This window comes from Pseudotabrizicola sp. 4114 (genome assembly GCF_031457365.1).
Taxonomy (GTDB): domain Bacteria; phylum Pseudomonadota; class Alphaproteobacteria; order Rhodobacterales; family Rhodobacteraceae; genus Pseudotabrizicola.
On sequence record NZ_JAVDWP010000005.1, the window covers coordinates 143,950 to 169,260 of the forward strand.

27 protein-coding genes and 1 other RNA gene are annotated in these 25,311 nt (G+C 63.0%); 15 read left to right on the top strand and 13 right to left on the bottom strand.

What is annotated here, in order from left to right:
• Positions 1–8 precede the first annotated feature (8 nt).
• From gatA to J2X53_RS13435, 8 genes are all read left to right on the top strand, one after another.
• Positions 9–1,490 (top strand): Asp-tRNA(Asn)/Glu-tRNA(Gln) amidotransferase subunit GatA, encoded by a 1,482-nt coding sequence (gene gatA, locus J2X53_RS13400; protein ID WP_349038198.1) that lies wholly within the window; start codon positions 9–11, stop codon positions 1,488–1,490.
• Positions 1,491–1,527: 37 nt separating this feature from the next.
• Entirely contained in the window at positions 1,528–2,277 is a 750-nt protein-coding gene (locus J2X53_RS13405; RefSeq protein WP_349038000.1) for a hypothetical protein, read from the top strand.
• Entirely contained in the window at positions 2,274–2,942 is a 669-nt protein-coding gene (locus tag J2X53_RS13410) for an N-acetylmuramoyl-L-alanine amidase (RefSeq protein WP_349038001.1), read from the top strand. The genes J2X53_RS13405 and J2X53_RS13410 overlap by 4 nt, the downstream gene beginning before the upstream one ends.
• A gap of 12 nt (positions 2,943–2,954) precedes the next feature.
• Positions 2,955–3,395: RNase P RNA component class A (rnpB, locus tag J2X53_RS13415), an RNA gene on the top strand.
• 60 nt (positions 3,396–3,455) lie between these two features.
• On the top strand, positions 3,456–3,587 hold the full coding sequence (locus J2X53_RS13420) for a DUF6471 domain-containing protein (RefSeq protein ID WP_349038002.1): 132 nt from the start codon (positions 3,456–3,458) through the stop codon (positions 3,585–3,587).
• Complete coding sequence (locus tag J2X53_RS13425) at positions 3,584–4,645, top strand: hypothetical protein (protein WP_349038003.1); 1,062 nt, start codon at positions 3,584–3,586, stop codon at positions 4,643–4,645. The genes J2X53_RS13420 and J2X53_RS13425 overlap by 4 nt, the downstream gene beginning before the upstream one ends.
• A 314-nt stretch (positions 4,646–4,959) precedes the next feature.
• On the top strand, positions 4,960–5,127 hold the full coding sequence (gene rpmG / locus J2X53_RS13430) for a 50S ribosomal protein L33 (protein WP_100197186.1): 168 nt from the start codon (positions 4,960–4,962) through the stop codon (positions 5,125–5,127).
• Between the two features lie 104 nt (positions 5,128–5,231).
• A complete protein-coding gene (locus J2X53_RS13435; RefSeq protein ID WP_349038004.1) occupies positions 5,232–5,765 on the top strand; it encodes an AAA family ATPase in 534 nt (177 codons plus the stop codon).
• On the opposite strand, the gene J2X53_RS13440 is transcribed toward J2X53_RS13435, so the two are convergent.
• The 3 genes from J2X53_RS13440 to J2X53_RS13450 all read right to left on the bottom strand — a co-directional run bounded on the left by J2X53_RS13440 (position 5,747) and on the right by J2X53_RS13450 (position 7,430).
• Positions 5,747–6,223 carry a cupin domain-containing protein gene (locus J2X53_RS13440; protein ID WP_349038005.1) on the bottom strand — a complete coding sequence of 159 codons (477 nt, stop codon included), beginning with the start codon at positions 6,221–6,223 and terminating at the stop codon, positions 5,747–5,749. The genes J2X53_RS13435 and J2X53_RS13440 overlap by 19 nt on opposite strands.
• A 93-nt stretch (positions 6,224–6,316) precedes the next feature.
• Positions 6,317–7,039, bottom strand: a complete 723-nt coding sequence (locus J2X53_RS13445; RefSeq protein WP_349038006.1) for a Bax inhibitor-1/YccA family protein — start codon at positions 7,037–7,039, stop codon at positions 6,317–6,319.
• 148 nt (positions 7,040–7,187) lie between these two features.
• Positions 7,188–7,430, bottom strand: a complete 243-nt coding sequence (locus J2X53_RS13450; RefSeq protein WP_349038007.1) for a DUF1127 domain-containing protein — start codon at positions 7,428–7,430, stop codon at positions 7,188–7,190.
• Between the two features lie 131 nt (positions 7,431–7,561).
• On the opposite strand from J2X53_RS13450, the gene J2X53_RS13455 reads away from it, so the two are divergent.
• On the top strand, positions 7,562–8,437 hold the full coding sequence (locus tag J2X53_RS13455) for a LysR family transcriptional regulator (protein ID WP_349038008.1): 876 nt from the start codon (positions 7,562–7,564) through the stop codon (positions 8,435–8,437).
• A gap of 684 nt (positions 8,438–9,121) precedes the next feature.
• Here the strand turns inward: J2X53_RS13455 and J2X53_RS13460 are convergent.
• Positions 9,122–10,084, bottom strand: a complete 963-nt coding sequence (locus J2X53_RS13460) for an NADPH:quinone oxidoreductase family protein (protein WP_349038009.1) — start codon at positions 10,082–10,084, stop codon at positions 9,122–9,124.
• 342 nt (positions 10,085–10,426) lie between these two features.
• On the opposite strand from J2X53_RS13460, the gene J2X53_RS13465 reads away from it, so the two are divergent.
• The 4 genes from J2X53_RS13465 (at position 10,427) to J2X53_RS13480 (ending at position 13,565) form a co-directional block, all read left to right on the top strand.
• Entirely contained in the window at positions 10,427–10,792 is a 366-nt protein-coding gene (locus tag J2X53_RS13465) for a helix-turn-helix transcriptional regulator (RefSeq protein WP_349038010.1), read from the top strand.
• A 119-nt stretch (positions 10,793–10,911) separates the two neighbouring features.
• Positions 10,912–11,712, top strand: a complete 801-nt coding sequence (locus tag J2X53_RS13470; RefSeq protein WP_349038011.1) for an inositol monophosphatase family protein — start codon at positions 10,912–10,914, stop codon at positions 11,710–11,712.
• A gap of 181 nt (positions 11,713–11,893) precedes the next feature.
• Complete coding sequence (locus tag J2X53_RS13475; RefSeq protein WP_349038012.1) at positions 11,894–13,234, top strand: 8-oxoguanine deaminase; 1,341 nt, start codon at positions 11,894–11,896, stop codon at positions 13,232–13,234.
• A 1-nt stretch (position 13,235) separates the two neighbouring features.
• Positions 13,236–13,565 carry a ribonuclease E inhibitor RraB gene (locus tag J2X53_RS13480; protein ID WP_349038013.1) on the top strand — a complete coding sequence of 110 codons (330 nt, stop codon included), beginning with the start codon at positions 13,236–13,238 and terminating at the stop codon, positions 13,563–13,565.
• Positions 13,566–13,571: 6 nt separating this feature from the next.
• On the opposite strand, the gene guaD is transcribed toward J2X53_RS13480, so the two are convergent.
• Positions 13,572–14,855, bottom strand: a complete 1,284-nt coding sequence (gene guaD / locus J2X53_RS13485; RefSeq protein WP_349038014.1) for a guanine deaminase — start codon at positions 14,853–14,855, stop codon at positions 13,572–13,574.
• A gap of 130 nt (positions 14,856–14,985) precedes the next feature.
• Between guaD and mgtE the strand changes: the two genes are divergently transcribed.
• Together mgtE and J2X53_RS13495 are read left to right on the top strand one after the other, a co-directional pair.
• Entirely contained in the window at positions 14,986–16,356 is a 1,371-nt protein-coding gene (mgtE, locus tag J2X53_RS13490; RefSeq protein WP_349038015.1) for a magnesium transporter, read from the top strand.
• Positions 16,341–16,886 (top strand): 5-formyltetrahydrofolate cyclo-ligase, encoded by a 546-nt coding sequence (locus tag J2X53_RS13495; protein WP_349038016.1) that lies wholly within the window; start codon positions 16,341–16,343, stop codon positions 16,884–16,886. The genes mgtE and J2X53_RS13495 overlap by 16 nt, the downstream gene beginning before the upstream one ends.
• Before the next feature lie 109 nt (positions 16,887–16,995).
• On the opposite strand, the gene J2X53_RS13500 is transcribed toward J2X53_RS13495, so the two are convergent.
• The 8 genes from J2X53_RS13500 to J2X53_RS13535 form a co-directional block, all read right to left on the bottom strand.
• The gene (locus J2X53_RS13500; protein ID WP_349038199.1) at positions 16,996–18,303 is read right to left on the bottom strand and encodes an ATPase; all 1,308 of its coding nucleotides are present in this window, start codon (positions 18,301–18,303) and stop codon (positions 16,996–16,998) included.
• Positions 18,304–18,381: 78 nt separating this feature from the next.
• The gene (locus J2X53_RS13505; protein WP_349038017.1) at positions 18,382–18,912 is read right to left on the bottom strand and encodes a prepilin peptidase; all 531 of its coding nucleotides are present in this window, start codon (positions 18,910–18,912) and stop codon (positions 18,382–18,384) included.
• Between the two features lie 3 nt (positions 18,913–18,915).
• Positions 18,916–19,761, bottom strand: coding sequence for a tetratricopeptide repeat protein (locus tag J2X53_RS13510; protein ID WP_349038018.1), 846 nt, complete (start codon positions 19,759–19,761; stop codon positions 18,916–18,918).
• Positions 19,762–19,798: 37 nt separating this feature from the next.
• Positions 19,799–20,305, bottom strand: a complete 507-nt coding sequence (locus tag J2X53_RS13515) for a tetratricopeptide repeat protein (RefSeq protein ID WP_349038200.1) — start codon at positions 20,303–20,305, stop codon at positions 19,799–19,801.
• 85 nt (positions 20,306–20,390) lie between these two features.
• A complete protein-coding gene (locus tag J2X53_RS13520) occupies positions 20,391–21,371 on the bottom strand; it encodes a type II secretion system F family protein (RefSeq protein ID WP_349038019.1) in 981 nt (326 codons plus the stop codon).
• A gap of 8 nt (positions 21,372–21,379) precedes the next feature.
• Positions 21,380–22,348, bottom strand: coding sequence for a type II secretion system F family protein (locus tag J2X53_RS13525; RefSeq protein WP_349038020.1), 969 nt, complete (start codon positions 22,346–22,348; stop codon positions 21,380–21,382).
• 12 nt (positions 22,349–22,360) lie between these two features.
• Positions 22,361–23,821, bottom strand: a complete 1,461-nt coding sequence (locus J2X53_RS13530; RefSeq protein WP_349038021.1) for a CpaF family protein — start codon at positions 23,819–23,821, stop codon at positions 22,361–22,363.
• Positions 23,822–23,842: 21 nt separating this feature from the next.
• A complete protein-coding gene (locus J2X53_RS13535) occupies positions 23,843–25,120 on the bottom strand; it encodes an AAA family ATPase (protein WP_349038022.1) in 1,278 nt (425 codons plus the stop codon).
• Positions 25,121–25,311: the final 191 nt, after the last annotated feature.

Here is a 25,311-nt window from a genome sequence, read left to right on the forward strand (position 1 = left end):
GCGCGGATATGACGGGTGCAAACGGCTGGACGATTGCAGCGGCGCGCGATGCGCTGCGCAAGGGTGACGTGACGGCGGTGGATCTGACCATGGCTTGTCTGACCGCGATAGATGCGGGCGACGGGCTGAACGCCTTTGTCCACAAGACGCCCGAACTGGCGCTGGAGCAGGCGCGGGCGGCGGATGCGCGGCTGGCGGGGGGCGATGCGCCCGCAATGTGCGGCATTCCGGTCGGCGTGAAAGACCTGTTTGCGGTCAAGGGCGTGCCGACGCAGGCCGGGTCGAACATTCTGCGCGGGTTCAGGCCCGAATACGAATCGACGGTGACCACCAAGCTGTGGGGCGCGGGGGCGGTCTGCCTTGGCAAGCTGAACATGGACGAATTCGCGATGGGATCGTCGAATGAGTCGTCGTGCTATGGGCCAGCGGTGAACCCGTGGAAGGTGGATGACCGCAAGCTGACGCCGGGCGGATCGTCTGGCGGGTCGGCGGCGGCGGTGGCGGCAGATTTGTGTCTGGCGGCGACCGGCACCGATACCGGCGGGTCGATCCGCCAACCGGCGGCGTTCTGCGGCATCACCGGGATCAAGCCGACCTATGGCCGCGTCAGCCGTTGGGGCGTGGTGGCCTATGCCTCATCCCTCGATCAGGCCGGGCCGATGACCAAATCGGTGCGCGATGCGGCGATCATGCTGGGCGCGATGGCCGGGCATGATGCCAAAGATTCCACCTCTGCCGATCTGGCGGTGCCGGATTTTGAGGCGGCCCTGACCGGCGACATCCGTGGCAAGAAAATTGGTATCCCGCGTGAGTACCGGCTGGACGGAATGCCGGGCGAGATTGCCGCGCTCTGGGATCGCGGCATGGACATGATGCGCGATGCCGGGGCAGAGATTGTGGATATTTCGCTGCCGCATACGAAATATGCGCTGCCGACCTATTACGTGATTGCGCCCGCCGAGGCGTCGTCAAACCTCGCCCGCTATGACGGGGTGCGCTATGGCCACCGCGCCAAGCTGGCGCAGGGCGATGGCATCACCGAGATGTATGAAAAGACCCGCGCCGAAGGCTTTGGCCCCGAGACCCAGCGCCGGATCATGGCGGGCACCTATGTGCTGTCGGCCGGGTTCTATGACGCCTATTACAACCGGGCGCGCAAGGTGCGTGCGCTGATCAAGCGTGACTTTGAGCTGGCGTTTGCGGCGGGGATTGATGCGATTCTGGCGCCCGCCACGCCGTCGTCGGCCTTTGGTCTGGGCGAGCAGGGCGGGACGGACCCGGTCGAGATGTATCTGAACGACGTGTTCACGGTGACGCTGAACCTGGCCGGTCTGCCGGGGGTGGCGGTGCCGGTGGGCTTGGATGCCAAGGGGCTGCCGCTGGGTCTGCAGCTGATCGGTCAGCCGTGGCAGGAGGCGGACCTGCTCAATCACGCCTATGTGCTGGAGCAGGCTGCGGGCTTTGTGGCCAAACCGGCAAAATGGTGGTAATTCCTGCCGCTGAATTTAAATGTGGGTCTGTCAGATCATGCGCGTTTCCCTGATTTTGCTTTTGCCTTTGACGATCGCGGCCTGCGCGCCTGCGGTGCCCGACAGCGGCGCCGGGGTCGGGTTTCAGGATTACAATTCCTATATGCGCGACCGCGATGCGGCAGCGGGGCGGGCACAGCCGATTGTCACGCCGGGCTTTTCGGCCGACCAGATCGGGGCGGCGATTGACCGGGCCGATGGCCGTGGCGGCATCGCACCTGCGACGGGCCCGGTGACAGGGTCGGTGATCGGGGCCAGCCCGGCATCTGGCGGCGACATGTCGGCCAACCGCCCGCGCGGCAACGCGCCTGCGGGCATCCGCGAAGAAACCGGCGAGGCGTCGCGGATCGCGAGCCTTGGCGGCGGCGCGCGGATCTCGGACGAGAATGACTTTGACGCGGTCGCCAGCCGCGAGACGATTGAGAGCGACCGCGCCCGCATTGACCGCAACCGCGCGCAGTATCAAGTGATTCAGCCCGGCGCGCTGCCGGTGCGACCCGGTGATGCCGGGCCGAACATTGTGGATTATGCGCTGGCCACCAACCACCCGCGCGGCACCCAGCTTTACAAGCGCTCTGGCTTTGCCGGCGGCAATGCTGCGGGCAAATGCGCAGGCTATGCCTCGCCCGATCTGGCGCAGCAGGCGTTTCTGGCCCGCGGCGGACCAGAGCGGGACCGGCTTGGCCTTGACCCCGATGGCGACGGCTATGCCTGCACCTGGGACCCGAGCCCGTACCGGCTGCGGTGACACCGTCGCCGAATTTTTCCGACCGGCGTGGCGGGGCAACTCCGTCGCTGATCGTGATCCACTATACCGCAATGGAAAGCTGCGCCGCCGCGCGCGCGCGGCTGTGCGACCCTGTGGCAGAGGTCTCGGCGCATTGGCTGATTTCCCGCCACGGCGACGCAGAGGCGCTGGTGGACGAGGACAAGCGCGCCTGGCATGCGGGGGCAGGGGCGTGGGCGGGCATCACCGATGTGAACTCGCATTCCATCGGGATCGAGCTGGACAATCGCGGCAATGAGCCGTTCCCCGAGCCGCAGATGGCAGCGCTGGAGACTTTGTTGGAAGGCATCATGGCGCGCTGGCAGATTCCGGCCCATCGGGTGATCGGCCATTCCGACATGGCCCCCGACCGCAAATCGGACCCCGGCCCGCGCTTTGACTGGCAGCGGCTGGCGCGGCAGGGGCTGTCGGTCTGGCCTGAACTGACCGGGGCCGATCCCGCGCCCGACTTCTTGTCCTCCGCCTGCCGCTTCGGCTACCCGGCCTTGGGCGAAGATCTGGTGCTGCGGGCGTTTCGCTGGCGCTTCCGGCCCGCTGCGTCTGGCCCGGTCACCTCTGCCGATGCCGCCATGGCCGCCGCCCTTGCACTGCGCTTTGGCGTTGACGCCCCCGCCGCACAGGCGTAAGCCCCGCAGCGCGCGGATGGCTGGATGACCGCGGGGGCGCAAGCCTTCGAGGAAAGTCCGGACTCCATGAAGCAAGGGTGCCGGGTAACCCCCGGCGGGGGCAACCCCAGGGAAAGCGCCACAGAGAACAGACTTCCCTGTTGTCAGAGAGGTTCGCCTCTCGCGTGGCAGGGAACAGGTGAAACGGTGGGGTAAAAGCCCACCGCGGGACTGGTAACAGGACCGGCATGGCAAGCCCCACCCGGAGCAATGCCGAATAGGGGCCTTGTGTGGAAAGGTCTGCGACGGCCAAAGGCGCAAGCCGGCGGCGACAGCAGAGACCTCCACAGGGACGCTTCAGCCCAGAGGCCCGGGTTGGCAGCTTGACTGCATCTGGTAACAGGTGCGGCAGAGGAATGGTCATCCATGGGGGAAACCCCGGGACAGAATCCGGCTTACAGGCCATCCGCGCGTTTTCTGCCAGTGGTGCAAGGGGGCTCTGCCCCCTCGGCTTCGCCTCTCAAGCGAAAAGGCGTGACTTGTGCGCAGCTTGTCGAAAAGCTGGCGGCGATTGGAATCAGTGAGAAGGAGGTGAACGTCCGCAACAGACTTTCCCCAGGGAAATTCACTGCGGCGTTCCTATTGCAATGCCTGAGCGCCGTTTGATCATAGACCCTGCACTTGTAATTGTTTTTGTCCTGTCCGTTAGCGCGGTCTGTTATGTGGCGATAGATTCTGCCTACCTAAATGGAATGCAGGATTACGTAGCCGAACAAGCCGACCGTGGCGCAAATATTCATGAGGCTCAGCGTCATATTGAGGAAGTCTGTTCAAGCTTGAGTGGGCCTCTCTGGGGAGAGTGCGCACTGGATGCGATGGAGGCCTACCAGAAACAGAGTGAAGACACCCGCGATCTTCACGCCCAAGAATGGATGGCTCATTGGGCGTTCTGGATGTTCACCACCGCCTTCGCCGGAACGCTTGTTGCCTTGTACGGTTTGGTTTTGTTGCGGAGGACTTGGGTCGAGACTCAAAAGGCAACCTCCATCGCCGAAAAGGGTGTTGGCGCCACCCTGAACGCGGCGAAGAAAAGCAGCCAAGCTTACGTGATTATTGAGAAAGCTGAAGCAGTTTTCCGTGAGGCGGGGCCGATGGAGATAGGGTCTCTCAGTATTGCTGACCCCAAAATCATTAGCCAGTGTATTCATCTTTATATCACGCTTACATTGTCGAATATAGGCAATAGCCCCTCACGTTCGGTTCGAGTTTCCATGGGCAGCGGAGAGGCCGTAGTTTCTTTCTCCGACCCGGGAGGCCCGCGACGACTCGGGGGGTTATTCAGGACATGTGTTGCACCTGATAGTACAATAAGTATGGGGCGGGATCGATCCGAGGCCGTGACTCTGCATATCAGGCTCGACCGCCCTGTGGGCGACGAGTGTCTTCTGGATAACGTCCTTGGCTTCGCTTTACTTAATGTGAGTTCCGGGAGTGAGAGCGCCCAAGAGAAACTCAAAGAGGCCCAAGACAGTTGGCTTAGTGGGCGCGCCTTCCCTGGCGATAAGTGCCGGTGGGGGGGCACCTTCAATGTGACATTTGACAATTTTTTCGATGAACTTCCCGAGGTCAGTGCCGCAACTCTCCTTTTCTCCATGCGAATGATAACAATCGATGAGCCGTTCGCTGTCGAGGTTCGCCAAGTGGCCCCCAAGAATGAGCACTAGTGCCAGCGCGCTAGCCATCATTCAGCCCTCCGTTCGGGGGTTTGATGCGCTTGATACATCAGGCTGAGTATTTGGACCAGGATGAATGCCCTTCATCCTGGTCCAAATACTCCCGCCGGAGGCATCGCCCGAGCCGGTTGTGGCCCTGCCACAGAGGCGAGAAAACAGCTTGCGCGCACAGCGCGCTCTATCAGGTCAACGGAAGATGACAGGGAGTGACGTTTGGCTGTTGACTCTGCGGTGCGCACGGGTAAAAGGCGGGCTTCAAGGATTTCGCGGGGCAACGGTGTTTCCCCGATGCAGGAGAGACGACTATGGCCAAACCGGCGACGATCAAGATCCGTCTGAACTCGACGGCTGGCACCGGGCATTTCTATGTCACCAAAAAGAATGCCCGGACCATGACCGAAAAGATGACGGTCCGTAAATACGACCCCGTCAAGCGCGAGCATGTCGAGTACAAGGAAGGCAAGATCAAGTAAGATCCTGCTGATCCGTGTCTGAAGGCCGCCTTTGGGCGGCCTTTTGCATTTTGGGCGGCCTTTTGCATTTGGGCGATGGAGCAGGCGATGCGGCGCATCATGCCATGAATCGTATTATGATTGTGGGCCAGCCGGGATCGGGGAAATCGACGCTGGCGCGGGCCTTGGGCCCGCAGACCGGGCTGCCGGTGGTGCATATAGACCACATCCACTGGATGCAGGGCTGGGTCGAGCGGCCGCGCGATGAGAAAACCCGGCTGTGCCACGCGGTGGAAGCGGGCGAGGCCTGGATCTTTGAGGGCGGGCATTCGGCGACCTGGGCCAACCGGCTGGCGCGGGCGGAGATGCTGATCTGGCTGGATCTGCCGCTCTGGCTGCGATTCGGCCGGGTGGTGTGGCGCACGCTGCGCTGGCAGGGCCGCAATCGTCCCGACCTGCCGCCCGAGTGCCCGGAGGGGTTTCACCGCGAGACGCTGCCATTCTGGCGCTTCATCTGGCGCACGCGCCACACGTCGCGGGCGGGGATCCAGCGGCTGTGGGACAGCGCCCCGTCGGCGAAGCGGCTGGTGCGGCTGACCTCGGCGCGCGCGGTGCGGCGGTTTGTGCGCGGCTTTGGCGATCAGCCCGGTTTGCGGTAGGGCGAGTCTGCGGGCTGGCCCTGCAGGTCGGTATAGCGGCGCTGGAGCGGGCTGCGCGTGAAGTGCAGCACGCGGTCGTGGTCGGGGTAGGTGATCACGTCCGCAGGGCCCCGGGTGCCGATCACCAGATAGCGAGCCTCGGCGTCGCTGTGGTTGTGCAGGCAATGGCCCAGGGCCATGCCGGCCTTGAAGGTGGCGGTGTCGCCGGGGTGCAGGATCGTGGTGGTGTCACCCTCAAGCAGCGTGACCTCGCCCGCCAGCATGTGAATCATCTCATCCTCGTTCGCATGCCAGTGCTTGAGCGAAGAGCCGGAGCCGGGCGGCAGGATCTCGATAAAGGCGCCGAACTGGGTCAGGCCGCCGGTGTCGGACAAGAGCAGCGCGCGATAGGGGCCAGCGGCGGAGTCGGTGCCGTCAGAGCTGTCGGTCAGGGCGTCGGCAAGCGGGAAGTGGGGCATCGCGGCTCTCCTTTGCCGCAGGATGGCCGGGGCCTGCGCAAAAGAAAAGGGCCGCCCAGAGGCGGCCCTGTCACAGGTCTGGTTTCGCCGCGATTATTCGCGGTTGCCCATGAACGACAGCAGGAACATGAACATGTTGATGAAGTCGAGGTAGAGCCGCAGCGCACCCATGATGGCGGATTTGCCGAGCCATTCCTGATCCATCGACATGGCATGCTGCACATATTCGTTCTTGATGCTTTGCGTGTCATAGGCGGTGAGGCCGGCAAAGATCAGGATGCCGATCACCGAGATGGCGAATTGCAGCGCCGACGAGCCGAGGAAGATATTGACGATCGAGGCCACGATCAGGCCGATCAGACCCATCAGCAGGAAGGTGCCCATGCCGGAGAGGTCTTTTTTCGTCGTGTAGCCATAGAGCGACAGGCTGGCAAAGGCGATGGCAGTCGCAAAGAAGGTCTGCGCGATCGAGATGCCGGTGTAGACGGCGAAGATATAGCTGATCGACAGGCCCATCAGGGCGGCGAAGACGTAGAAGAACAGCTGTGCCGCAGCAGCGGACAGGCGGTTGATCATCGCGCTGAAGGCAAAGACCATGATCAGCGGGGCGAACATCACCAGCCATTTCAGCGGGGTGCCGAAGATGGCGGCGAGCATCGCGTCATTGGTGCCAACAGCCCAGGCCACACCGCCCGTCAGCACCATGCCGACGGACATCAGCCCGTAAACCTTGTTCATGTGGGCGCGAAGGCCCTCGTCCAGCTGGGCGGCGCGTACACCTGCGCCGGCTGTACGGATCGTTGTATAGTCAGCCATGTGATAGCCTCCGAAGTTGACCCCATGCCCCGCGCGGTTTGTCCGCGCAGGATTTTATGGGGTTAATATCGGGAAGGATGCCGCCGGTTTCAAGGATTTCCGGCCTAAAACGATGCCTAAAATCCGACTTTTCTGCGGTGGGTGCCGGTCAGGCCAGAATGCGGCCGTTCCAGTTGGCGGGAATGTCCCACATCGGGCGCTCAGCCTCGGACAGGGCCTGATCACGGGTGAGGCCGATATCGGCCAGAGTACGGTCATCGAGCCGGGCGAGAAACTGACGCTGGCGGTGCGCGGCAAGGGCCGCGCGCACAAGCGTCAAAAGGCGCGGGGCGCTGCCAGCCGACCGCACGCGCCGGGTGGCGATCGTGGCGGTGTGGAGCGAGGCAAACATGGTCTTTCCTTTCAGGGTCATCATCAGACGTGACGAAGCGCGCGGCGTTCTCAAATCACTTGCCTCAGATAGCCGAATCATCGACATTAGAAAAGTGAATGCTTTTGAACTCTCACATCAGGATTTGTGATATGGCGCGCAATCTGGACCTGACCGCCCTGCGGTCTTTTGTGGCGGTCGCCGATGCGGGCGGGGTGACGCGGGCCTCGGGGTTTCTGAACCTGACGCAATCGGCGGTGTCGATGCAGATCAAGCGGCTGGAAGAGATGCTGGGGGTCGAGGTGCTGGATCGCTCGGGCCGGCAGGTGGCGCTGACGGCGGCGGGCGAGCAGCTGCTGGGCTATGCGCGCAGGATGCTGGCCCTCAACGACGAGGTGATGGAGCGGCTGACGCGCGACCCTCATGAGGGCGAGGTGGTGCTGGGGGTGCCGCATGACATCGTCTATCCGGTGATCCCGCAGGTGCTGCAGCATTTCGCCCGCAGCTTTCCCCGGATGAAGGTGTCGCTGATCAGTTCCTTTACGCGTGTGCTGAAGGCGCAGTTTGGCCGGGGCGAGTGTGACATCATCCTGACCACCGAGGATGGCGTTGATCCGGGGGGCGTGACGCTGGCCGAATTGCCGCTGGTCTGGGTCGGGGCGCCGGGGGGTGTGGCGTGGAAGGGGCGGCCGTTGAAGCTGGCCTATGAGCACAACTGCATCTTCCGGCAGGGCGTGCAGGCCGCGCTGGACCGGGCGGGCATCGCCTGGCAGATGGCGGTGGAAAGCGACAGCACCCGCACGATCGAGGCCAGCGTCAGCGCCGATCTGGCGGTGCATACCGTGCTGGCCGGATCGGAGCCGCCGTATGTGGAGCGGATCAGCCATGGCGGCACCTTGCCCGACCTGAAACGGATGAAGGTGAACCTGTATGTCGCAGACCCGGCGCACAGCCCGGCGGTGCTGGAGATGGCGGCGATGATCCAGCGCGCCTATCAGGCGAGGGGCGTGGTAAGGGCGGCGGGGTGAGGGGGGGGCTGCTTTGTGGCGCATCCCGCCCCTCCACACGATTGAAGGGGAAGAGAAGATTTTGCAAGTGTTGTGCTGCACAACCTGGTGGGAACCATTGAAGGGTAGATTTGACGTTGCTTTCGCGTGCTACTCGTTTCAGGCGAAGCGGCCGTTCAGGCCTTCCCGTCTTTTGCTTTACATTCGGCGTCACCATATTTTTGCATGCAGGCATTTTGAGTGCACGCTTGGATATGAGCATCGCGCTGGGGGGCGTTCCTATCCACCGTTCGCACCGCTGGAATGGAGTAGAACTCTGTCCGCATCACTTGTTGGCAATTTGTTGTGTATCCATAACTTGTGCACGTCATCTGCCCAGTTGGCACCTGACGTGACTGCATGTTGTTATACAATTCTTGTTCATAACGAGGTGCGATCTTTTGCATCCATGTGCTGGAGCAGCTTGCCTCCTCTGCGCGGTACTCAGTTGTGACACAGCTTGAAAGTAGAAACAGTGTGGGCACTATGACCCAGGCGTCTACATTTTTGGACATCTTATCAGTCAATCCCTGCTTACAGTCCTTGCAACTGCTACGTCTCCGCCAAGTGCTTGTAAAGCTAAAGTGAAGAAGGTTGATTTTGTGTGATAGGTTGTCACGCTGATAGGGCGGCGAAACTGTTTGTCAGTTGCGAGGGCCAATCCCGTCACCTGATAGCTATCACCACCTTGCCGGTCGCCTTGCGGTCTTGCAGCAGCGCCAGCCCCTCGGGCAGGGCTTCCATCGGCAGGTGGTGCGAGATGTGGGGGCGCAGGCCGCCGGTTTCATACCAGCCCATCAGGGTGGACAGGCTTTGCCGCACCAGATGCGGGGCGAAGTCGAAGTAGGCGCCCCACCAGAAGCCGATGATCGAGATATTCTTGACCAGCAGAATATTGGCGGCAGGTTTTGGCACCTCGCCGCCGGCAAAGCCGATGCAGAGCAGGCGGCCATCGGGGCGGGTGGCGCGCAGGGCGGCGTCAAAGCCTGCGCCGCCGACGGTATCATAGGTCACGTCAACGCCGCCAAGCGCCTTGAGCTGGTCTTTCAGGTCGGGCGCATCGCTGTCGATCAGGTGATCCGCCCCGGCCTCCCGTGCCACCGCCAGTTTGTCCGCCCCGCGCGCGGTGGCGATGACACGCGCGCCCATGCGTTTGCCCACCTCCACCGCCGTCAGCCCCACGCCACCTGCGGCGCCGGTGACCAGCAGCGTCTCGCCGGGTTGCAGCCGCGCCTTGTGCCAGAGTGCCAGGTGCGAGGTGCCGTAAGCGATCAGAAAGGCGCTGGCGTGGTCATAGGGCATGGCACCCGGCACCGGGATCAGCCGGGCGGCGGGAAAGACGCCGTATTCGGCCAGCCCGCCATGACCGGCATAGCAGGCAACGCGGGTGCCGGACGCGGGGCCGGGCGTGTCGGGGCCAAGGGCTATCACCTCTCCCGCCAGCTCCAGCCCGGGGGTAAAGGGCAGCGGCGGTTTTGACTGATACCTGCCTTCCGCCATCAGCAGATCGGCAAAGTTCAGCGCGCAGGCATGGATGCGCAGCAACACCTGTCCCTGAGCCGGGGCCGGGGTTGGCAGGTCGGTCAGGCGGGCGGGGGTTGAGAGCGTGTCGATCTGCCAGGCGCGCATCAGGGTATCCTTTGGTGGCTGAGGCAAGATTAGTGCGGGCCGGCAGGCGAGGCCAGAGGCAAGCGGGTCGCAGGACTGACGAAGCGGATGCACCCCACCAATCTGCGAGTCTGTTGCAGAATGCAAAGCAAAATGCAAAACACGCTGGGCGCGAGTGCATGGCTTGCCTGTTCTTCTGCAGGTAAGTCGGGGCTGGTTCTGATCGGTTGTGCAACTGAAGCGCCATAATCCGGCTCATAACCGGCGAACTGTATAAAAATCCCGGCCTGACAGGAAATTTCTTTAAGTTGGCACGAGTGTTGCTTGTGTATATGCAGGGGACTTACAGTGTCGGAGAGCCAGATGAAACACCCAGTTGATGCCCATGTCGGGAAACGGATCCGCCATCGCCGTTGGATGGTGGGCATGACCCAGCAGCAACTCGCGGACAAGGTCGGGATCAAGTTCCAGCAGATCCAGAAGTATGAAACCGGCATGAACCGCGTCAGCGCGTCCCGCCTGTGGGATATTGCTGAAACGCTGGGTGTGCAGATCCCGTTCTTCTTTGAGGGACTGACGGTCGAGGGTGCTGTGCCTGCCGCCGCCCCCGCCGGTGATTTCTTTGCCGATAAGGAAGCGCTGGAGCTGGTGCGGTCGTATTACGCCATTCCCGAAGCGCAGCGCCGCCGGTTGTTCGATCTGGCCCGCGTGCTGAGCGAAGCGGCCTGAGACGGGGCCCCCCGGGCCGGAAACGGCCCGGAACCGGCCAGTTGAACTTGACCCCGGCATAGGGCGGCGGTAGCGCCTGTTCTGCCGGGGGTTCCTGCCCCGCAAGAATCGGGGACAGCATGGCCAATCTGAACACAGAGCTACATCGTGACCTGATCGCGACCGCCCATGCGCTGGCAGATGCCGCGCGTGAGGCGACGCTTTTGCATTTCCGCAAGCCGGGTTTGCTGGCGGACAGCAAGGAAACCGCGCGGTTCGACCCGGTGACCATCGCCGACCGGCTGGCCGAAGAGCGGATGCGGGCCATTCTGGCGCAGCGTCGGCCCGATGATGCCATTCTGGGCGAGGAATACGGCAGCAAGGCCGGAACTTCGGGCCTGACCTGGGTGCTGGACCCGATTGACGGCACCCGGGGCTATCTGTCGGGCACCCCCACTTGGGGAGTTTTGATCTCGGTCGCGGATGAAAGCGGCCCGGTTTACGGCCTGATCGACCAGCCCTATATCCGCGAGCGGTTTGAGGGCGGCTTTGGTCTGGCCCGTGGCCTCGGGCCTTCGGGGGAGTTTGCGCTGGCCTGCCGTGCGGCGCGGCCGCTGGCGGATGCGATCATGCTGTCCACCTTTCCCGAAGTGGGCACGACGGCCGAGCATCTGGCCTTTCGCCGGGTCGCCGACCGGGTGCGGCTGGTGCGCTATGGGATGGATTGCTATGGCTACGCACTGGTCGCTGCCGGGCAGATTGATCTGGTGATCGAGGCCGGGCTGCAGCCCTATGACGTGCAGGCCCCGATCGCGGTGATCGAGGCGGCCGGCGGCGTGATGACCGACTGGCAGGGCAACCCCTGTCATCAGGGCGGGCAGGTGCTGGCGGCGGCAAACGCAGCGGTACACGCCGAGGCGCTGGCGTTGCTGAACGGGTGAAAGGGGGGGGCTCACGCCCCCTCATCGCTTCGCCTCTCAGCCCCAGGGTATTTTCAGACAGAAAACAGGATGGCTTGCGTTTTCCAAGCCGGTTTTGCTAGTCTTTCCCTGCGGTGGCCGAGTCCTTTCCCCTTCTGTCGGCCCGCCTTGAGGTTCCACCGAAGGGGCGGAGGAACCTGTTTTGCGTGATATTCTGATCAGGAATGCGGATGTCGTGGTGACGATGGATGCCACCCGCCGGGAGCTGGCGGGGGCGGATGTCTTGCTGCGGGGGGGCGTGATTGCCGCTGTGGGGCAGGGCTTGCCTGCCCTCGGGGCCGAGGTGGTCGAGGCGCGGGGCTGTGTGGTCACGCCGGGGTTGGTCAACACCCATCACCACCTGTACCAGACCCTGACGCGGGCGGTGCCGGGCGGGCAGGATGCCTTGCTGTTTGGCTGGCTCAAGACGCTGTACCCGATCTGGGCGCGGTTCGGGCCGGAAGAGATGTTCGTCTCGGCGCAGGTGGGCTTGGCCGAACTGGCGCTGACCGGGTGCAGCCTGTCGTCGGATCATCTGTACCTGTACCCGAACGGCGCGCGGCTGGAGGATACGATTGAGGCGGCGGCCACGGTGGGCCTGCGCTTTCACCCGACGCGCGGCGCGATGAGCATCGGCGAGTCGGATGGCGGGCTACCGCCCGACAGTCTGGTAGAGCGCGAGGCGGCCATACTGGAGGATATGATCCGGGTGGTGGATGCGTTTCACGATGCCACCGAGGGGTCGATGGTGCGGGTGGGGCTGGCACCCTGCTCGCCGTTCTCGGTCAGCCGCGATCTGATGCGTGAAGCGGCGCTGCTTGCGCGCGACAAGGGCGTGATGCTGCACACCCATCTGGCCGAGAATGATGAGGATATCGCCTATTCTCTGGCGAAATTCGGGGTGCGGCCGGGGCAATATGCCGAGGATCTGGGCTGGACCGGCCCCGATGTCTGGCACGCGCATTGCGTCAAGCTGGATGCGGGCGAGATTGATCTGTTTGCCCGCAGCCGTACGGGGGTGGCGCATTGCCCCTGTTCCAACTGCCGGTTGGGGTCGGGGATTGCTCCGGTGCGCGCGATGCGGGATGCCGGGGTGCCGGTGGGGCTGGGCGTGGATGGCTCGGCCAGCAATGATGCGGGCAACCTGATCAATGAGGCGCGGCAGGCGCTGTTGTTGCAGCGGGTGGCGCGCGGGGCCGATGCGATGAGCGCGCGCGAGGTGCTGGAGATTGCCACGCTGGGCGGGGCGCAGGTGCTGGGGCGCGGCGATTGCGGCGCGCTGGTGCCCGGCAAACGCGCTGATGTGGCGATCTGGGATGTCAGCGGGATCGAGGCGGCGGGGTCGTGGGACCCGGTGGCGGCGCTGGCGCTGTGCGGACCGGGGCGGGTGCGCGATCTGTTTGTGGAAGGCCGCAGAGTGGTTGCCGGGGGGCAGATGGTTACGGTAGACCTGTCGACGATCGTCGAGCGGCAGACCGCTCTGGCGCGCAAGCTGAGGGACTAGCATGGCACATGATTTTGAAGCGCAGCGGCGCGAGACGTTTGACAGTTTTGCCGAGATGAAAAAGGGCGGCGCGACGCTGCCGCAGATGTCGCTGGTGGAGTTCTACCTGCTGGCAGAAAGCGATGAGGCAAACTGGAAGGTTTGTGAAAAGGCGTTGCAGGCCAAAGGCTTTTCCACCCAACGGGACACGGACGAAGACACGCTGATCGTCACCACCAAGACCCCCTTGCGCATCACCCCCGAGGTGTTGTGGGAGGAAGAGCGCAAGGTGAGCGAGATTGGCGTGGCCTATGATTTCCTGCCCGACGGCTGGGAATTCGGCTTTGACTGAGGGCGCTTAACCCCCGTGAACGCAGGCCCCCGCGACCCATGTGGCGCGGATGGCGCGGTCGTCGCCCATCATGATGGTGGGAAACAACGCCTGCCAGATGTCATCCGCGCGGCGGGTGGCCTGTTCGATGGCGGGGGTGGAGGCGAGGTCGACCACCACCAGATCCGCCTCCATCCCCGGCGCGATATTGCCGATGAGGGTGTCTGCATGCAGGGCGCGGGCAGAGCCTTGCGTGGCCAGCCACCACAGTTCCGCCGGGTGCAGCGCGCGCCCGGCGAGCTGGCCGACCTCATAAGCGGCGGCCATGGTGCGGAGCATTGAAAATGAGGAACCGCCGCCGGTGTCGGTGGCAAGGCCGATGCGCTGGCCTGCGGCTTTCAGCCCGCCCATGTCGAACAGGCCGGAGCCGATGAAGGTGTTCGAGGTCGGGCAGTGGATCAGGCTGGCGCCGGCCTCCTTGAGCCGGGATTTTTCCCGTTCGGTCAGGTGGATGGCATGGCCATAGATTGCGCCTTCGCGCAGCAGGCCCTGGGATTCGTAGGTATCAAGGTAGTCGCGCGATTGCGGGAACAGATCCTGCACCCAGGCGATTTCGTCGGTCTGTTCCGACAGATGGGTTTGCATCAGGCAGTCGGGATGCTCGCGCCAAAGGGTGCCGAGGGCGTGGAGCTGTTCCGGTGTCGAGGTCGGCGAAAAGCGCGGGGTGATGACATAGGAGGCGCGGCCCTGCGCGTGCCATTTGTCGAGAAGCGCCTTGCTGTCGTCATAGGCGGATTGCGGGGTGTCGCGCAGACCTTCGGGCGCGTTGCGGTCCATGCAGGTCTTGCCAGCCCAGACCCGCTGGTTGCGGGTGGCGGCGGCGGTGAAGAACGCATCCACGCTTTCGGGGTGGATGGTGCAATACGAACAGACCGAGGTGGTGCCGTTCGAAACTGTCAGGTCAAAGTAGCGGTTTGCCACGTCTTGCGCATAGGAAAGGTTCGAAAACCGCATTTCTTCGGGGAAGGTATAGCTGTTCAGCCAGTCGATCAGCCGCTTGCCCCAGGACGCGATGATGGCGGTTTGCGGGTAGTGGACATGTGCATCGACAAATCCGGCGCTGATCAGGCTGCGGCCGTAATCGTTGATGCGGGCGTCGGGGTACTGGCGGCGCAGCGCATCGGCGGTGCCGACGGCGATGATCCTGCCATGCTCGACCACCAGCGCTTCATCCACGCGGGCGGCGGCAGGGCCGTGGTCGAACGGGTCGGCGGTGTAGTGCAGCACCTGGCCCAGCAACAGATCGGTCATAAGTCATCCCCTTTGTTGCGGGCAACGTATCGTGTTTCCGCCTTTGGGTAAATTTCCCCCAAGGGCGCCCATGCCCCCTGTTTGCCGGAAACAGCTTTCGCTACTGTCGGGGTAATCAGGTGGGGTCGGTATGGCAGTTGATGCGCGCAGGGATGACGAAGACGGGCTGGACAGGCGCCGTGTGGCCGCCATTCTGGAGGCGGCAGAGGCAGGCGACAGCGCGGCGCTGATCCGCCTGCTGGAGCCGATGCACCCCGCCGACGTGGCCGACTTGCTGGAGCAGATCAGCGGTGAGCAGCGCCGCCAGTTGCTGGCGATGTGGTCGGGCGAGATCGACGGCGACATTCTGTCGGAAATCTCGGATGCGATCCGGGAAGAGGTGATTGAATCGCTGCCCCATGCGGTGGTGGCCGAGGCGATGCGGGATCTGGATACCGACGATGTCGTTGATATTCTTGAAGATCTGGAAGAGCCTGCGCAAGAGGCCATTCTGTCGTCGCTCAACAAGGCGGACCGGCTGGCGGTGGAGCAGGCCCTGGCCTATCCGGAATACTCCGCCGGGCGTCTAATGCAGCGGGAGGTGGTGACGGCGCCCGAGCATTGGACTGTGGGCGAGATGATCGACCATCTGCGGTCGGTTGACTGGCTGCCGGACCAGTTTTACCACGTTATTCTGGTCGATCCGCGGATAAAGCCGGTGTCTTATGTCACGCTGGGGCGGCTGTTGTCGGCGCGGCGCAATGTGGCGCTGACGGCGATTGTGGAAGACAGCTTCCGCACGATTGAAGCCTCGGATGCCGAGGCGGATGTGGCCTATCTGTTCAACCAGTATCACCTGATTTCCTGCCCGGTGGTGGATGCACACGGGCGGCTGGTGGGTGTGATCACGATTGATGACGCGATGAACGTGCTGGATGAGGAACACCAGGAAGACATGTTGCGGATGGCCGGGGTGGATGACGAGGCCACGCTGTCGGATACGGTGTGGGAGGCGACAAAGGGCCGGGCGTTGTGGTTGTTTGTCAACCTGCTGACGGCCATTCTGGCCTCTGTGGTGATCAGCGCCTTTGCCGAGACGATCGAACAGATGGTGGCTCTGGCCGTGCTGATGCCGATCGTGGCCAGCATGGGTGGCAATGCAGGCACACAGTCGATGACCGTGGCGGTGCGGGCGCTGGCGACGCGCGACCTGACCCCGCGCAACGCGCCGCGCGTGATCCGGCGCGAGGTGGCGGTGGGGGCGATCAACGGGGTAGTCTTTGGTGTGCTGATGGCGCTGGTGGCGGGGGTGTGGTTCGGCGTGCCGATGCTGGCGGTGGTGATCGGGCTGGCGATGGTGCTGACGCTGATGGCGGCGGCGTTCGGCGGCATCGCGATTCCGATGGCGCTGGAGCGTGCCGGCGTAGACCCGGCGCTGGCCTCGGGGCCGTTTGTGACCACGGTGACGGATGTGGTTGGCTTCTTTGCCTTTCTGGGGTTGGCGTCATGGATGCTGTTGTAAAGGCGGCGGCGCGTCAGGCCGCCTTTGCGGCGCGCAAGGCGGCCTTTGCCGCCGGGCAGGGGCAGGCGGCGGAGTTGTTGGCAGATGTGCTGGCGGCATATCGCGGCACTGTGCTGGCGGGCTATATGCCGATGCGGACCGAGATTGACCCGCTGCCCGCAATGGCGGCGCATCAGGGGCCGGTGGGGGTGCCGGTGATCCCGGGCCCGGCACAGCCGTTGCGGTTTCGGGAATGGTCGCCGGGCTGTGCCATGGTGGCGGGCGAATTCGGCGCGCTGATCCCGGAGGAGGGGGCTTGGCTGGAGCCGGAGGTGCTGATCGTGCCGCTGCTGGCTTTTGATGCGCGCGGCTATCGGCTGGGCTATGGCGGCGGGTTTTATGACCGCACGCTGGAAGGCTTGCGGGCGAGGAGGAAGGTGCTGGCGGTGGGCTTTGCCTTTGCGGCGCAGGAGGTGGAGGCGGTGCCGATTGATGCGACCGATCAGAGGCTGGACATGATCGTGACCGAGCAGGGGGTGCGGCGGTTCTGACCGGCGCGCGCGTTTTCTGCGAAAACGCGGTGGAACGAATTTTCTGCGAAAATTCGAAAAGGGGATCCTTCGCAGAAGGATCGTATCGGGGCTTTTCGCAGAAAAATTGTTACCGGGCGATTTTCTCTTCGCGCACGAACATGTTTTCCCAGGCGCGGTCGATCAGATCGGGGCGCATCTGATAGGCGATGCCCTCGAACTCACAGATGGCGATCATCTGGTCGATCAGAAAGGTCGGCTGGTAGTTGGCAAAGTTGTTCCGGATCGTCGGGTACTTGGTTTTGAGCATGTGCAGCAGCGTCGCCTCATCCAGCGGCATCTTTTTCTTGCGCGCGACCATGGCGAAGATTTTCAGGAACATTTCCTGATCGGGACCATCGACCTTGATCTTGAAAAAGATCCGCCGCAGGGCGGCGCCGTCGAAAATCTCGTTCGGGTGGAAGTTGGTGGAAAAGATCACCAGCGTATCGAACGGCACGGTGAATTTCTCGCCCGATTGCAGCGACAGGATATCGCGCGCCTCTTCCAGCGGGACGATCCAGCGGTTGACCAGCTTTTGCGGTGGCTCGGACTGACGGCCAAGGTCGTCGACGATGAAGATCCCGCCCGAAGCTTTCAGTTGCAGCGGGGCCTGATAGGTGCGGGCGACGGGATTGTACTTGAGATCCAGCATATCAAGCGTCAGCTCGCCGCCGGTGATCACGGTCGGGCGGTCGCAATAGACATAACGGGTGTCGAACCGGCCGGACGTGCGGCGCAGGGCATTCGGGTCATCGACCGACTCTTCAGCCGAGGAATGCACGATGGGATCGTAAACGGTGATCACCTGACCGGAATAGGCCAGCGCGCGCGGGATATAGATCTTGTCCCCCATTGCGGCACGGATGCCGTTGGAGATCGAGGATTTGCCGTTGCCGGGCGGGCCGTAGAGCAGGATCGACCGGCCCGAGGTGATGGCGGGGCCAAGGTTGCCCAACAGGTCGGGCGGCAGGATCAGGTGGCCCATGGCCCCCATCAGCTGCGCCCGCGTCAACCGGATATTGCGCACCGATTGCCGTTTCATCTGAACAGCATAAGCCGCCAGCGGCACCGGCATCGCGCCAAAGTATTCCGATTGTGACAGCGCATCCAGCGCGCGGGCCTTGCCCGCGTCGGTCAGCTGATAGCCCATTTCATTGCCGGAGGTGGCGTGCAGCGTGCCCGTCGCCTCGATCAGCTTTTGGCCACGGGCGATGTCGATCAACTCTTGCGTCAGCTGCGGCGACAGCGCGACCACGCGGGCGATGTCGGACACCAGGTCGATGTTCATGCGGAAGATGGTTTTGAGCAGGATGTCCCGCATCATGACCAGCGACAGGCCGGTTTCGGCCAGCGACTTTGGCGCTGGCGGGGCTATCACATTCGGCGTGATCGGCATGTTCATGCGGGGCACTCGGGTTGAAGGACAAGGAACGGGCGGCTGGGAACAGATCCCGCCCGTTGGCCGAAGCCTGTCCTAGAATGCGCCCGAAATTGTGAGCAAAAGATGGAAAATCAGTGTTCCGGCGAGGGCGAGGCCCATCGGAAAATCCTTGCTGGTCCAGCTGACCCAATCCGGGGTGGCGCGGCGGACAAACCCAAGCGTGCGGATGGCACGATGCGCGACAAAGGCCGTAATCAGACAGCCTGCGGCAATGACAAACACGCTGCGCCAGTCAGCCCCGACGAAAAACGGTGCCATGGCGGTGGCGAATTTTGCATCGCCGCCACCGACCAGACGCATCGCATTGGCCAGAAAGCCCACGACCAGCGTGACGGCCGCCAGAGCCCAGCCCCAGGCCCATGAGGCAAAGGGCAGGCCGGTGAGCCAGACTGCCCCGAGCCCCACCACCAGCCAGACTGCCAGCAGGGCCATCATGCATGTGTTGGGGATCTTCATGAACTTCATGTCCGACCACGCGACCCAGCCGCCGATGATCAGGGCAAAGGGCAGGAAGGCAATGGCGGCGCCGGTGGTCAGGGGGGCGAGGGTCGGAAGAAACTCCATGCCTCAGGCCTCCAGTGCGGCCAGCGCGCGGGCGGCGGTCTCGAAGTGCTGCGGATGGGTGTCGACGGCTTCGCGCAAGAGCTGCTTGCCGGTGCTGACATCGCCCTGTTTGATCGCGGTCAGCGCCATGGTGTAAAGGAGTTCGGCCTTTTCCGACTGGCTCATCTTGACCACGGGCAGTTCGTATTTGCGCTGTGCGCCCCGGGCCAGAACCAGATTGTTCTTGGTGGTGAACATCGTCGGGTCAAAGGTCAGCGCCTGCACGAACAGCCGCTCGGCCCCGGCAGCGTCGCCCCGGGTCAGCTTGGAAAAGCCCCAGTTGTTCAGCACGCCCGAGGGTTTGGTGGTCAGACCGGCGGCGATTTCGTAAAAGCTGTCGGCTTTCTTCCAGTTTTTCTTGCTGTCGGCGACCATCGCCTCCAGCCGGTAGCGTTCATAGGTTTCGTGCGTGGGCGGAACCTTGTTCAGCTCGGCCTCGGCAGCGGGCCATTCATTGGCGCGGATCAGGGCGTCGGCCAGCAAAACCCGGTCTTCATGGGTGACTTGCGGATGGGCGACCACGGACCGCCAGACGGCAGCGGCTTCGGTCGGGCGACCGGCGCGGACCAGCGATTTGCCAAGGCCGCGTTTCAGGTCGATCCGGTCAGGGTTCTGTTCGGCGGTGCGCTGGAAATAACTGACAGCCTCATCCGGATCGCCCACGGTGAGCATGATGTCAGAGAGGTTGGATTCGTCGATCACGTTCACGTCTTTCAACGCGCGCTGCACTTCGGCATCGGCTGATCTTTGGCAGGCGCTCAGAGCCACCGCGCCCGAAAGGCACAGTGCCACAACGATCGGTCGGCGCATTTATGCGTCCTTTTTGACTGCTCCGGCCCTTGCCCCGTTACAGTTCGGACAACAGCTCATACGTGCTGTAGCCGCGCCGGACGAGGGTGAACCGTGATGTTTCCTCGGGTTCTACATACACGGCATCTTCGCTTTTTGCGATGGCGCGCATCAGGTTTTCCCGGATCATGTCCGTTTGGCCACTATCGGCGGCAAAGGCGCGCTGAAAGAACAGCCGCGCCTCGCCATAGGTGCCGCGTTCCATCAGCACAACGCCCAGATTGTTGAGCGCGGGCACAAAATTCGGGTCTTCGCGCACGGCGTCGCGCAGCAGCTTTTCGGCCTGATTGAGCCGGCCGAGGTGCAGGTTTGCCGACCCCAGCGCCGAGAGCACATCGACGGTAAACCCCTGCTCGCCCGCCGCGCGCAGATAGGCCTTGAGCGCCAGATCATATTCGGCGGCGGCCATCAGCCGGTGGCCGACGATCAGCCCGTCCACAGACTCTTCGCGCGGGTTGACGCCAAAGGCAGAGGTGCGGGTGCTGTCGGCCTGACCCCCAAACAGCCCGTTGCCGCCGGTGGAGCCACAGGCGGCGAGGCAGAGTATCAGGGCCAGAGCGGGGCCTGGTTGAAAACGGATGTGCGGAATCTCAGCCTCCACCCCCCATCTGACCGGCGAATTTGGCAAGCGAGGGTCCGATCAGAATAACCAGAAGCGGCGGCAGGGTGAAGAGCATTGTGCCCAGAGTCAGCTTGGTCGGGATGGTGTTGGCCTTTTCTTCGGCGCGCATGATGCGTTTGTCACGCATTTCCGACGAATAGACCCGCAGCGCATCGGCGATCGAGGTGCCAAAGCTGGCCGACTGGATCAACGTGGTCACGAAAGAGGTGATGTCGGGCAGGCCGACCCGTTCGGACAGGTCGCGCAGAACGGTGACGCGTTCCTTGCCGGCCTTGACCTCTTGCGCCACGGTTTCAAACTCTTCGGCCAGAGCGGGGTAGCCGTTGCGCGCTTCGTTGCCGACGCGGATGATGGATTGATCCAGCGATTGCCCGGCCTCGACGCAGACCAGCATCATGTCGAGCGCATCGGGAAAGCCTTCGGTGATCTGCTGCTGGCGCATGCCGATACGGCGGGTGACCCAGTAGACCGGGGCGTAATAGCCGATGGCGGCGGGCAGGATGGTGTAGAGCACCATCATCTGCGTGGTCATCTCGGTCTGGGTCGATTTGAGCAGGGCGTAGAGCATACCCAGCACAAGCACGCCAATGCCCAGCGAAAACTGCGAAAAGTGGAACAGCCGCACCGCGTTCTTGCCGCGATAACCGGCGCGCAAGAGCTTGAGCTTGGTGGCCGACAGCTCTTCGGCGCTTTGCGGTTCCAGATACGAGGCAAAGCGTTCCAGCTTGTCGGCTTTGGACGGGCCGCCACCCCGGCGCAGCCTTTCGACCGTGACGGTCTTGCCGGTGCGCAGGGCACGGATACCGTCAAGCGGGTCTTTTTCCTTTTTCAGCATCGAGGGCAGGGCGGCGACGATCAGCACGATGCCGACAAAGCCAAGTGCCAGCAGGGGCCCCATTTCGCCCAGCGTATCGGTCAGCATCGTATTGATCTGGTTGATGATTTGCATGGCCTGCCTCAGACTTTGATCGTCGTCATGATTTTCATGTAGATGATGTTGAAGGTCAGCATGACCCCGACAAAGATGCCCGCCGGGACAAAGGCGGTGGAATCCTTGACCTCTTCGTAATAGTTCGGGTCGACGATGTTGATCCCGACCAGCGCGACCAGCGGAAAGGCCGACAGGAACATGCCCGACCATTTCGCTTCGGCGGTGATGGCCTTGACGCGGCGGAACAGTTTGTAGCGGGCGCGCACCACCTTGCCCAGACCTTCGAGAATTTCGGCCAGGTTGCCGCCCGATTGCTGCTGGATGGCGACGGCGACGGCCAGAAAGCGCAGATCCTGATTGTCCATCCGTTCGGCAAAGGATTTGAGACTGTCGGCGACGTTGCGGCCATAGGCGGCCTCGTCCGCGATCAGGCCGAATTCGGTGCCCAAGGGATCGGGGACTTCCTTGGCCACGATGCCGATGGCCGAGGCAAAGGGGTGGCCGACGCGCAACGAGCGCACCATCAGTTCCACCGCTTCGGCCAGCTGTTCCTCCATCATGCTGACGCGTTTCTTGGCCTTTTTGTTGACCCAGAAATACACGCCGCCGACGCCCATGATCACGGCGATGGCGATGCGGACCGGGGTATCGACGGCGGTGCCGATGGTCAGCCCGACAAAGGCAAAGACGCTGACCAGCGCCATGATGCCGATCAGCTGCTTGGGCGAAAAGGCGATGTTGGCCTTTTGTGCCTTGTCCGCCAGCAGCGAATACAGCGGAATCCCGCGCGACGACATGTGCTGGCTCATCTCCTTGCGGAGTTGTTCCAGAACCTGTTCGCGGTTGCCGTTTTTCTGCATCAGCGCCAGACGGCGGCTGACGCGGCTGTCCATGCTGATGGATTTGCCGAACACGGTCAGGTACAGGCCTTCGACCAGCATAATGACCGCGACAAAAATCAGAATGTAGATCAGCGGAGCGGCTGAGATTTCCATGGTGCTGACCCTTTACACGATCGGTTCGTAGATGGATGCCGGAAGGTCATAGCCCCACTGGCGGAAGCGATCGGAATAGGCGGAACGGATGCCGGTGGCATTGAACCGGCCGATGATCTTGCCGTTGGCCTCGGTGCCCAGGCGTTCGTAGCGGAAGATTTCCTGCATCGAGATCACCTCGCCCTCCATCCCGGTGATTTCGGTGATGCTGACCATGCGGCGCGAGCCGTCCTGCAGGCGGCTGGCCTGCACAATCAGGTTCACAGCCGAAGAGATCTGGCTGCGCATCGCCTTGGTCGGCATTTCGATGCCCGACATGGCGATCATGTTTTCCAACCGGCTGATGCCATCGCGCGCCGAGTTGGCGTGGATCGTGGTCATTGATCCGTCATGGCCGGTGTTCATCGCCTGCAACATGTCGATGACCTCTTCGCCACGGGTTTCGCCGACGATGATCCGGTCGGGGCGCATCCGCAGCGCGTTGCGCAGACAGTCGCGCTGGGTCACCGCACCTTTGCCCTCGACGTTGGGCGGGCGGCTTTCCATGCGGCCGACATGGACCTGTTGCAGCTGAAGTTCGGCGGTGTCTTCAATGGTCAGGATACGTTCGTCGTTGGCGATGAACGATGACAGGGCGTTCAGCGTGGTGGTTTTGCCCGACCCGGTCCCGCCCGAGACGATCACGTTCAGCCGGGTGGCGACGGCGGCTTGCAGATAGGCGGCCATTTCCTCGGTAAAGGCACCAAAGCGCACAAGGTCGGCGATGCCCAGCTTGTCCTTCTTGAATTTGCGGATCGACACCAGCGAGCCATCGACGGCCACCGGCGGCACCATGCAGTTGAAGCGCGAGCCATCGGCAAGGCGGGCGTCGCAATAGGGGTTCGATTCATCGACCCGGCGACCCACGGCCGACACGATCTTGTCGATGATCCGCAACAGGTGGCGCTCATCCTTGAAGGTGATGTCGGTCAGCGTCAGCTTGCCGCCCCGTTCGACAAAGATGCGCTTGGGGCCGTTGACCAGAATATCGTTGACGGTATCGTCTTTCAGCAGCGCTTCCAGCGGGCCAAGGCCCATCACCTCGTCATAAAGTTCCTGATGCAGGATCTGGCGGTCTTGGGCGTTCAGCGCCACGCTCATTTCGTCCAGCGCTTCGGCGGTGATCGACGCGATTTCCTGTTTCAGGCTGGCCTCGGACGCCTTTTCCAGCGCCGACAGGTTGAGGTTGTCCAAAAGGCGCTTGTGCAGCTCGACCTTGAGCTCCATCAGCTTGTCTTTGCGCTTTTTTTCCTTGTCCGCCGCCAGTGCTTCGGCCGGGGTTTTTGGCGGCGGAGCGGCGGGGGCGGGGCGCGACGAGATCGCAATCGGCTTGGCGGTGGCAGCGGCCAGCGGGGCTACCGGGCCGGATGAGGTCACGGCTTTCAACCCGGTGGATGCCGGGCCGGTTTCGGGTTTCTTGAATCGCGAAAACATCGTGGTGCCCCCTTGGCCCGGTCAGGCCTTGCCTGTCTCCACGCCCTTGTTCAGGTCGTGCAGCGATTTGGCGAGTTTCTGGATTTCCTTGCGCAGCGGATTCTTTGCGGCGGTCTCAGACAGTGGCAGGCCATGGTCATTGGCCTGCGTGACCTGTGCGCTGCCATCGGGCAGTTGCACCTCGATGGCGATGTCGAGGCTTTCGGCCATGCGTTTGACGCGGCTCTTACCCGACAGGTCGGTGAATTTCGGTGCGCGGTTCAGTACATAGCGCAGCTTTTCATGCGGCAACGCCTCGGCCTTGAGCGCGCGGATCAGGCGCAGCACGTTCTGCGCCGAGCGCAGGTCAAGTTCCAGCAGCGCGAAATAGACATGCGCGCGGGTCAGGACAGATTCGGTCCATGCAACGATGGTTTTGGGCATGTCGATGATGACATAGTCAAAATTCGCCGCAGCCATGTCGATGACCCGGCCAATGTCTTCGGGCCCCAGAATGTCGAGCGGCAGCATGTCGGCGGGCGCGGTAAAGACATGCAGACGGTCGTTGAACGTCAGCATGGATTGCAAAAAGGTGTCGCTGTCGATGTTGGCGGTGTCTGACAGAACCTCGAACACGATTTCCTTGCGCGGCAGGTCCAGATAGGTGGCGGCAGAGCCATATTGAAAATCAAGGTCCAGCAGACAGACGCGCGGGGCGTCGGTTTTGGAGATGGTCGCCAGTTCCCAGGCCAGGTTGACGGCAAAGGTCGACGACCCGGTGCCGCCCGCCAGACCATGCACCGGCAGAACCACGCCTTCGCGGTCGCCTTTGGCCTTGAATTTCGGGGTGGCGACGGCCTCGGCCTCGGCTGGGGGCTCGGTCACCACCTGGGCGGCGATACGGACCGGCTCGGGCTTGCGCAGGCGTTCGATGGCTTCGTTCAGCGCGCCGTCGGGCAGGGGATAGGGCACAAAATCATCGGCCCCCAGACGCAGCAGCTGGTGCAGGGCGATCGGGCTGAGCTGATCGGCGATCAGCACCACCTTTATGCCGCGCGCCTTGGCGGTGCGGATGATCTCTGAAATCCGGGTCAGATCGGCTTCGTCCTCGGCGTCAACGGCGATGGCGACAAATTCAAGCGTGGATGCTTCGGGTTGACCCAGAAACAGCAGGGCATCGTCAAACGAAAGATCCCCCCAGCTTTCGCCAAGGGCGTTTTCCATGTCGTCGATCAGCATCTCGAAGTTCTGCACATCCCGCGAGATGGTGCAGGCTACAATCGGGGCGGGATCGGGTTGCAGGGTTGCCACACTCGTCATCTCGTCTCTTGTCCTTCCAGAAGACGACTCACAGGGCAGGGTATCGGCAACATGCTGACACCACGGGAAATTGCCCCGGAACCGTGCAGGGGCTGCCCCCCGCGACTGTTTCCATTGGCCAAGGAATGCTGGGAAATGGTGGCAGGATTGGGGCTAAAAGATCGTGATTCTTTGATTTCTGGCGGATGCGT

Coding starts and splice junctions, on each gene's coding strand:
- gatA (WP_349038198.1), top strand. CDS start 9: ATGACGGGTGCAAACGGCTGGACGATTGCAGCGGCGCGCGATGCGCTG.
- J2X53_RS13405 (WP_349038000.1), top strand. CDS start 1,528: ATGCGCGTTTCCCTGATTTTGCTTTTGCCTTTGACGATCGCGGCCTGC.
- rpmG (WP_100197186.1), top strand. CDS start 4,960: ATGGCCAAACCGGCGACGATCAAGATCCGTCTGAACTCGACGGCTGGC.
- J2X53_RS13435 (WP_349038004.1), top strand. CDS start 5,232: ATGAATCGTATTATGATTGTGGGCCAGCCGGGATCGGGGAAATCGACG.
- J2X53_RS13440 (WP_349038005.1), bottom strand. CDS start 6,223: ATGCCCCACTTCCCGCTTGCCGACGCCCTGACCGACAGCTCTGACGGC.
- J2X53_RS13445 (WP_349038006.1), bottom strand. CDS start 7,039: ATGGCTGACTATACAACGATCCGTACAGCCGGCGCAGGTGTACGCGCC.
- J2X53_RS13450 (WP_349038007.1), bottom strand. CDS start 7,430: ATGTTTGCCTCGCTCCACACCGCCACGATCGCCACCCGGCGCGTGCGG.
- J2X53_RS13455 (WP_349038008.1), top strand. CDS start 7,562: ATGGCGCGCAATCTGGACCTGACCGCCCTGCGGTCTTTTGTGGCGGTC.
- J2X53_RS13460 (WP_349038009.1), bottom strand. CDS start 10,084: ATGCGCGCCTGGCAGATCGACACGCTCTCAACCCCCGCCCGCCTGACC.
- J2X53_RS13465 (WP_349038010.1), top strand. CDS start 10,427: ATGAAACACCCAGTTGATGCCCATGTCGGGAAACGGATCCGCCATCGC.
- J2X53_RS13470 (WP_349038011.1), top strand. CDS start 10,912: ATGGCCAATCTGAACACAGAGCTACATCGTGACCTGATCGCGACCGCC.
- J2X53_RS13480 (WP_349038013.1), top strand. CDS start 13,236: ATGGCACATGATTTTGAAGCGCAGCGGCGCGAGACGTTTGACAGTTTT.
- guaD (WP_349038014.1), bottom strand. CDS start 14,855: ATGACCGATCTGTTGCTGGGCCAGGTGCTGCACTACACCGCCGACCCG.
- mgtE (WP_349038015.1), top strand. CDS start 14,986: ATGGCAGTTGATGCGCGCAGGGATGACGAAGACGGGCTGGACAGGCGC.
- J2X53_RS13495 (WP_349038016.1), top strand. CDS start 16,341: ATGGATGCTGTTGTAAAGGCGGCGGCGCGTCAGGCCGCCTTTGCGGCG.
- J2X53_RS13500 (WP_349038199.1), bottom strand. CDS start 18,303: ATGCCGATCACGCCGAATGTGATAGCCCCGCCAGCGCCAAAGTCGCTG.
- J2X53_RS13505 (WP_349038017.1), bottom strand. CDS start 18,912: ATGGAGTTTCTTCCGACCCTCGCCCCCCTGACCACCGGCGCCGCCATT.
- J2X53_RS13510 (WP_349038018.1), bottom strand. CDS start 19,761: ATGCGCCGACCGATCGTTGTGGCACTGTGCCTTTCGGGCGCGGTGGCT.
- J2X53_RS13520 (WP_349038019.1), bottom strand. CDS start 21,371: ATGCAAATCATCAACCAGATCAATACGATGCTGACCGATACGCTGGGC.
- J2X53_RS13525 (WP_349038020.1), bottom strand. CDS start 22,348: ATGGAAATCTCAGCCGCTCCGCTGATCTACATTCTGATTTTTGTCGCG.
- J2X53_RS13530 (WP_349038021.1), bottom strand. CDS start 23,821: ATGTTTTCGCGATTCAAGAAACCCGAAACCGGCCCGGCATCCACCGGG.
- J2X53_RS13535 (WP_349038022.1), bottom strand. CDS start 25,120: ATGACGAGTGTGGCAACCCTGCAACCCGATCCCGCCCCGATTGTAGCC.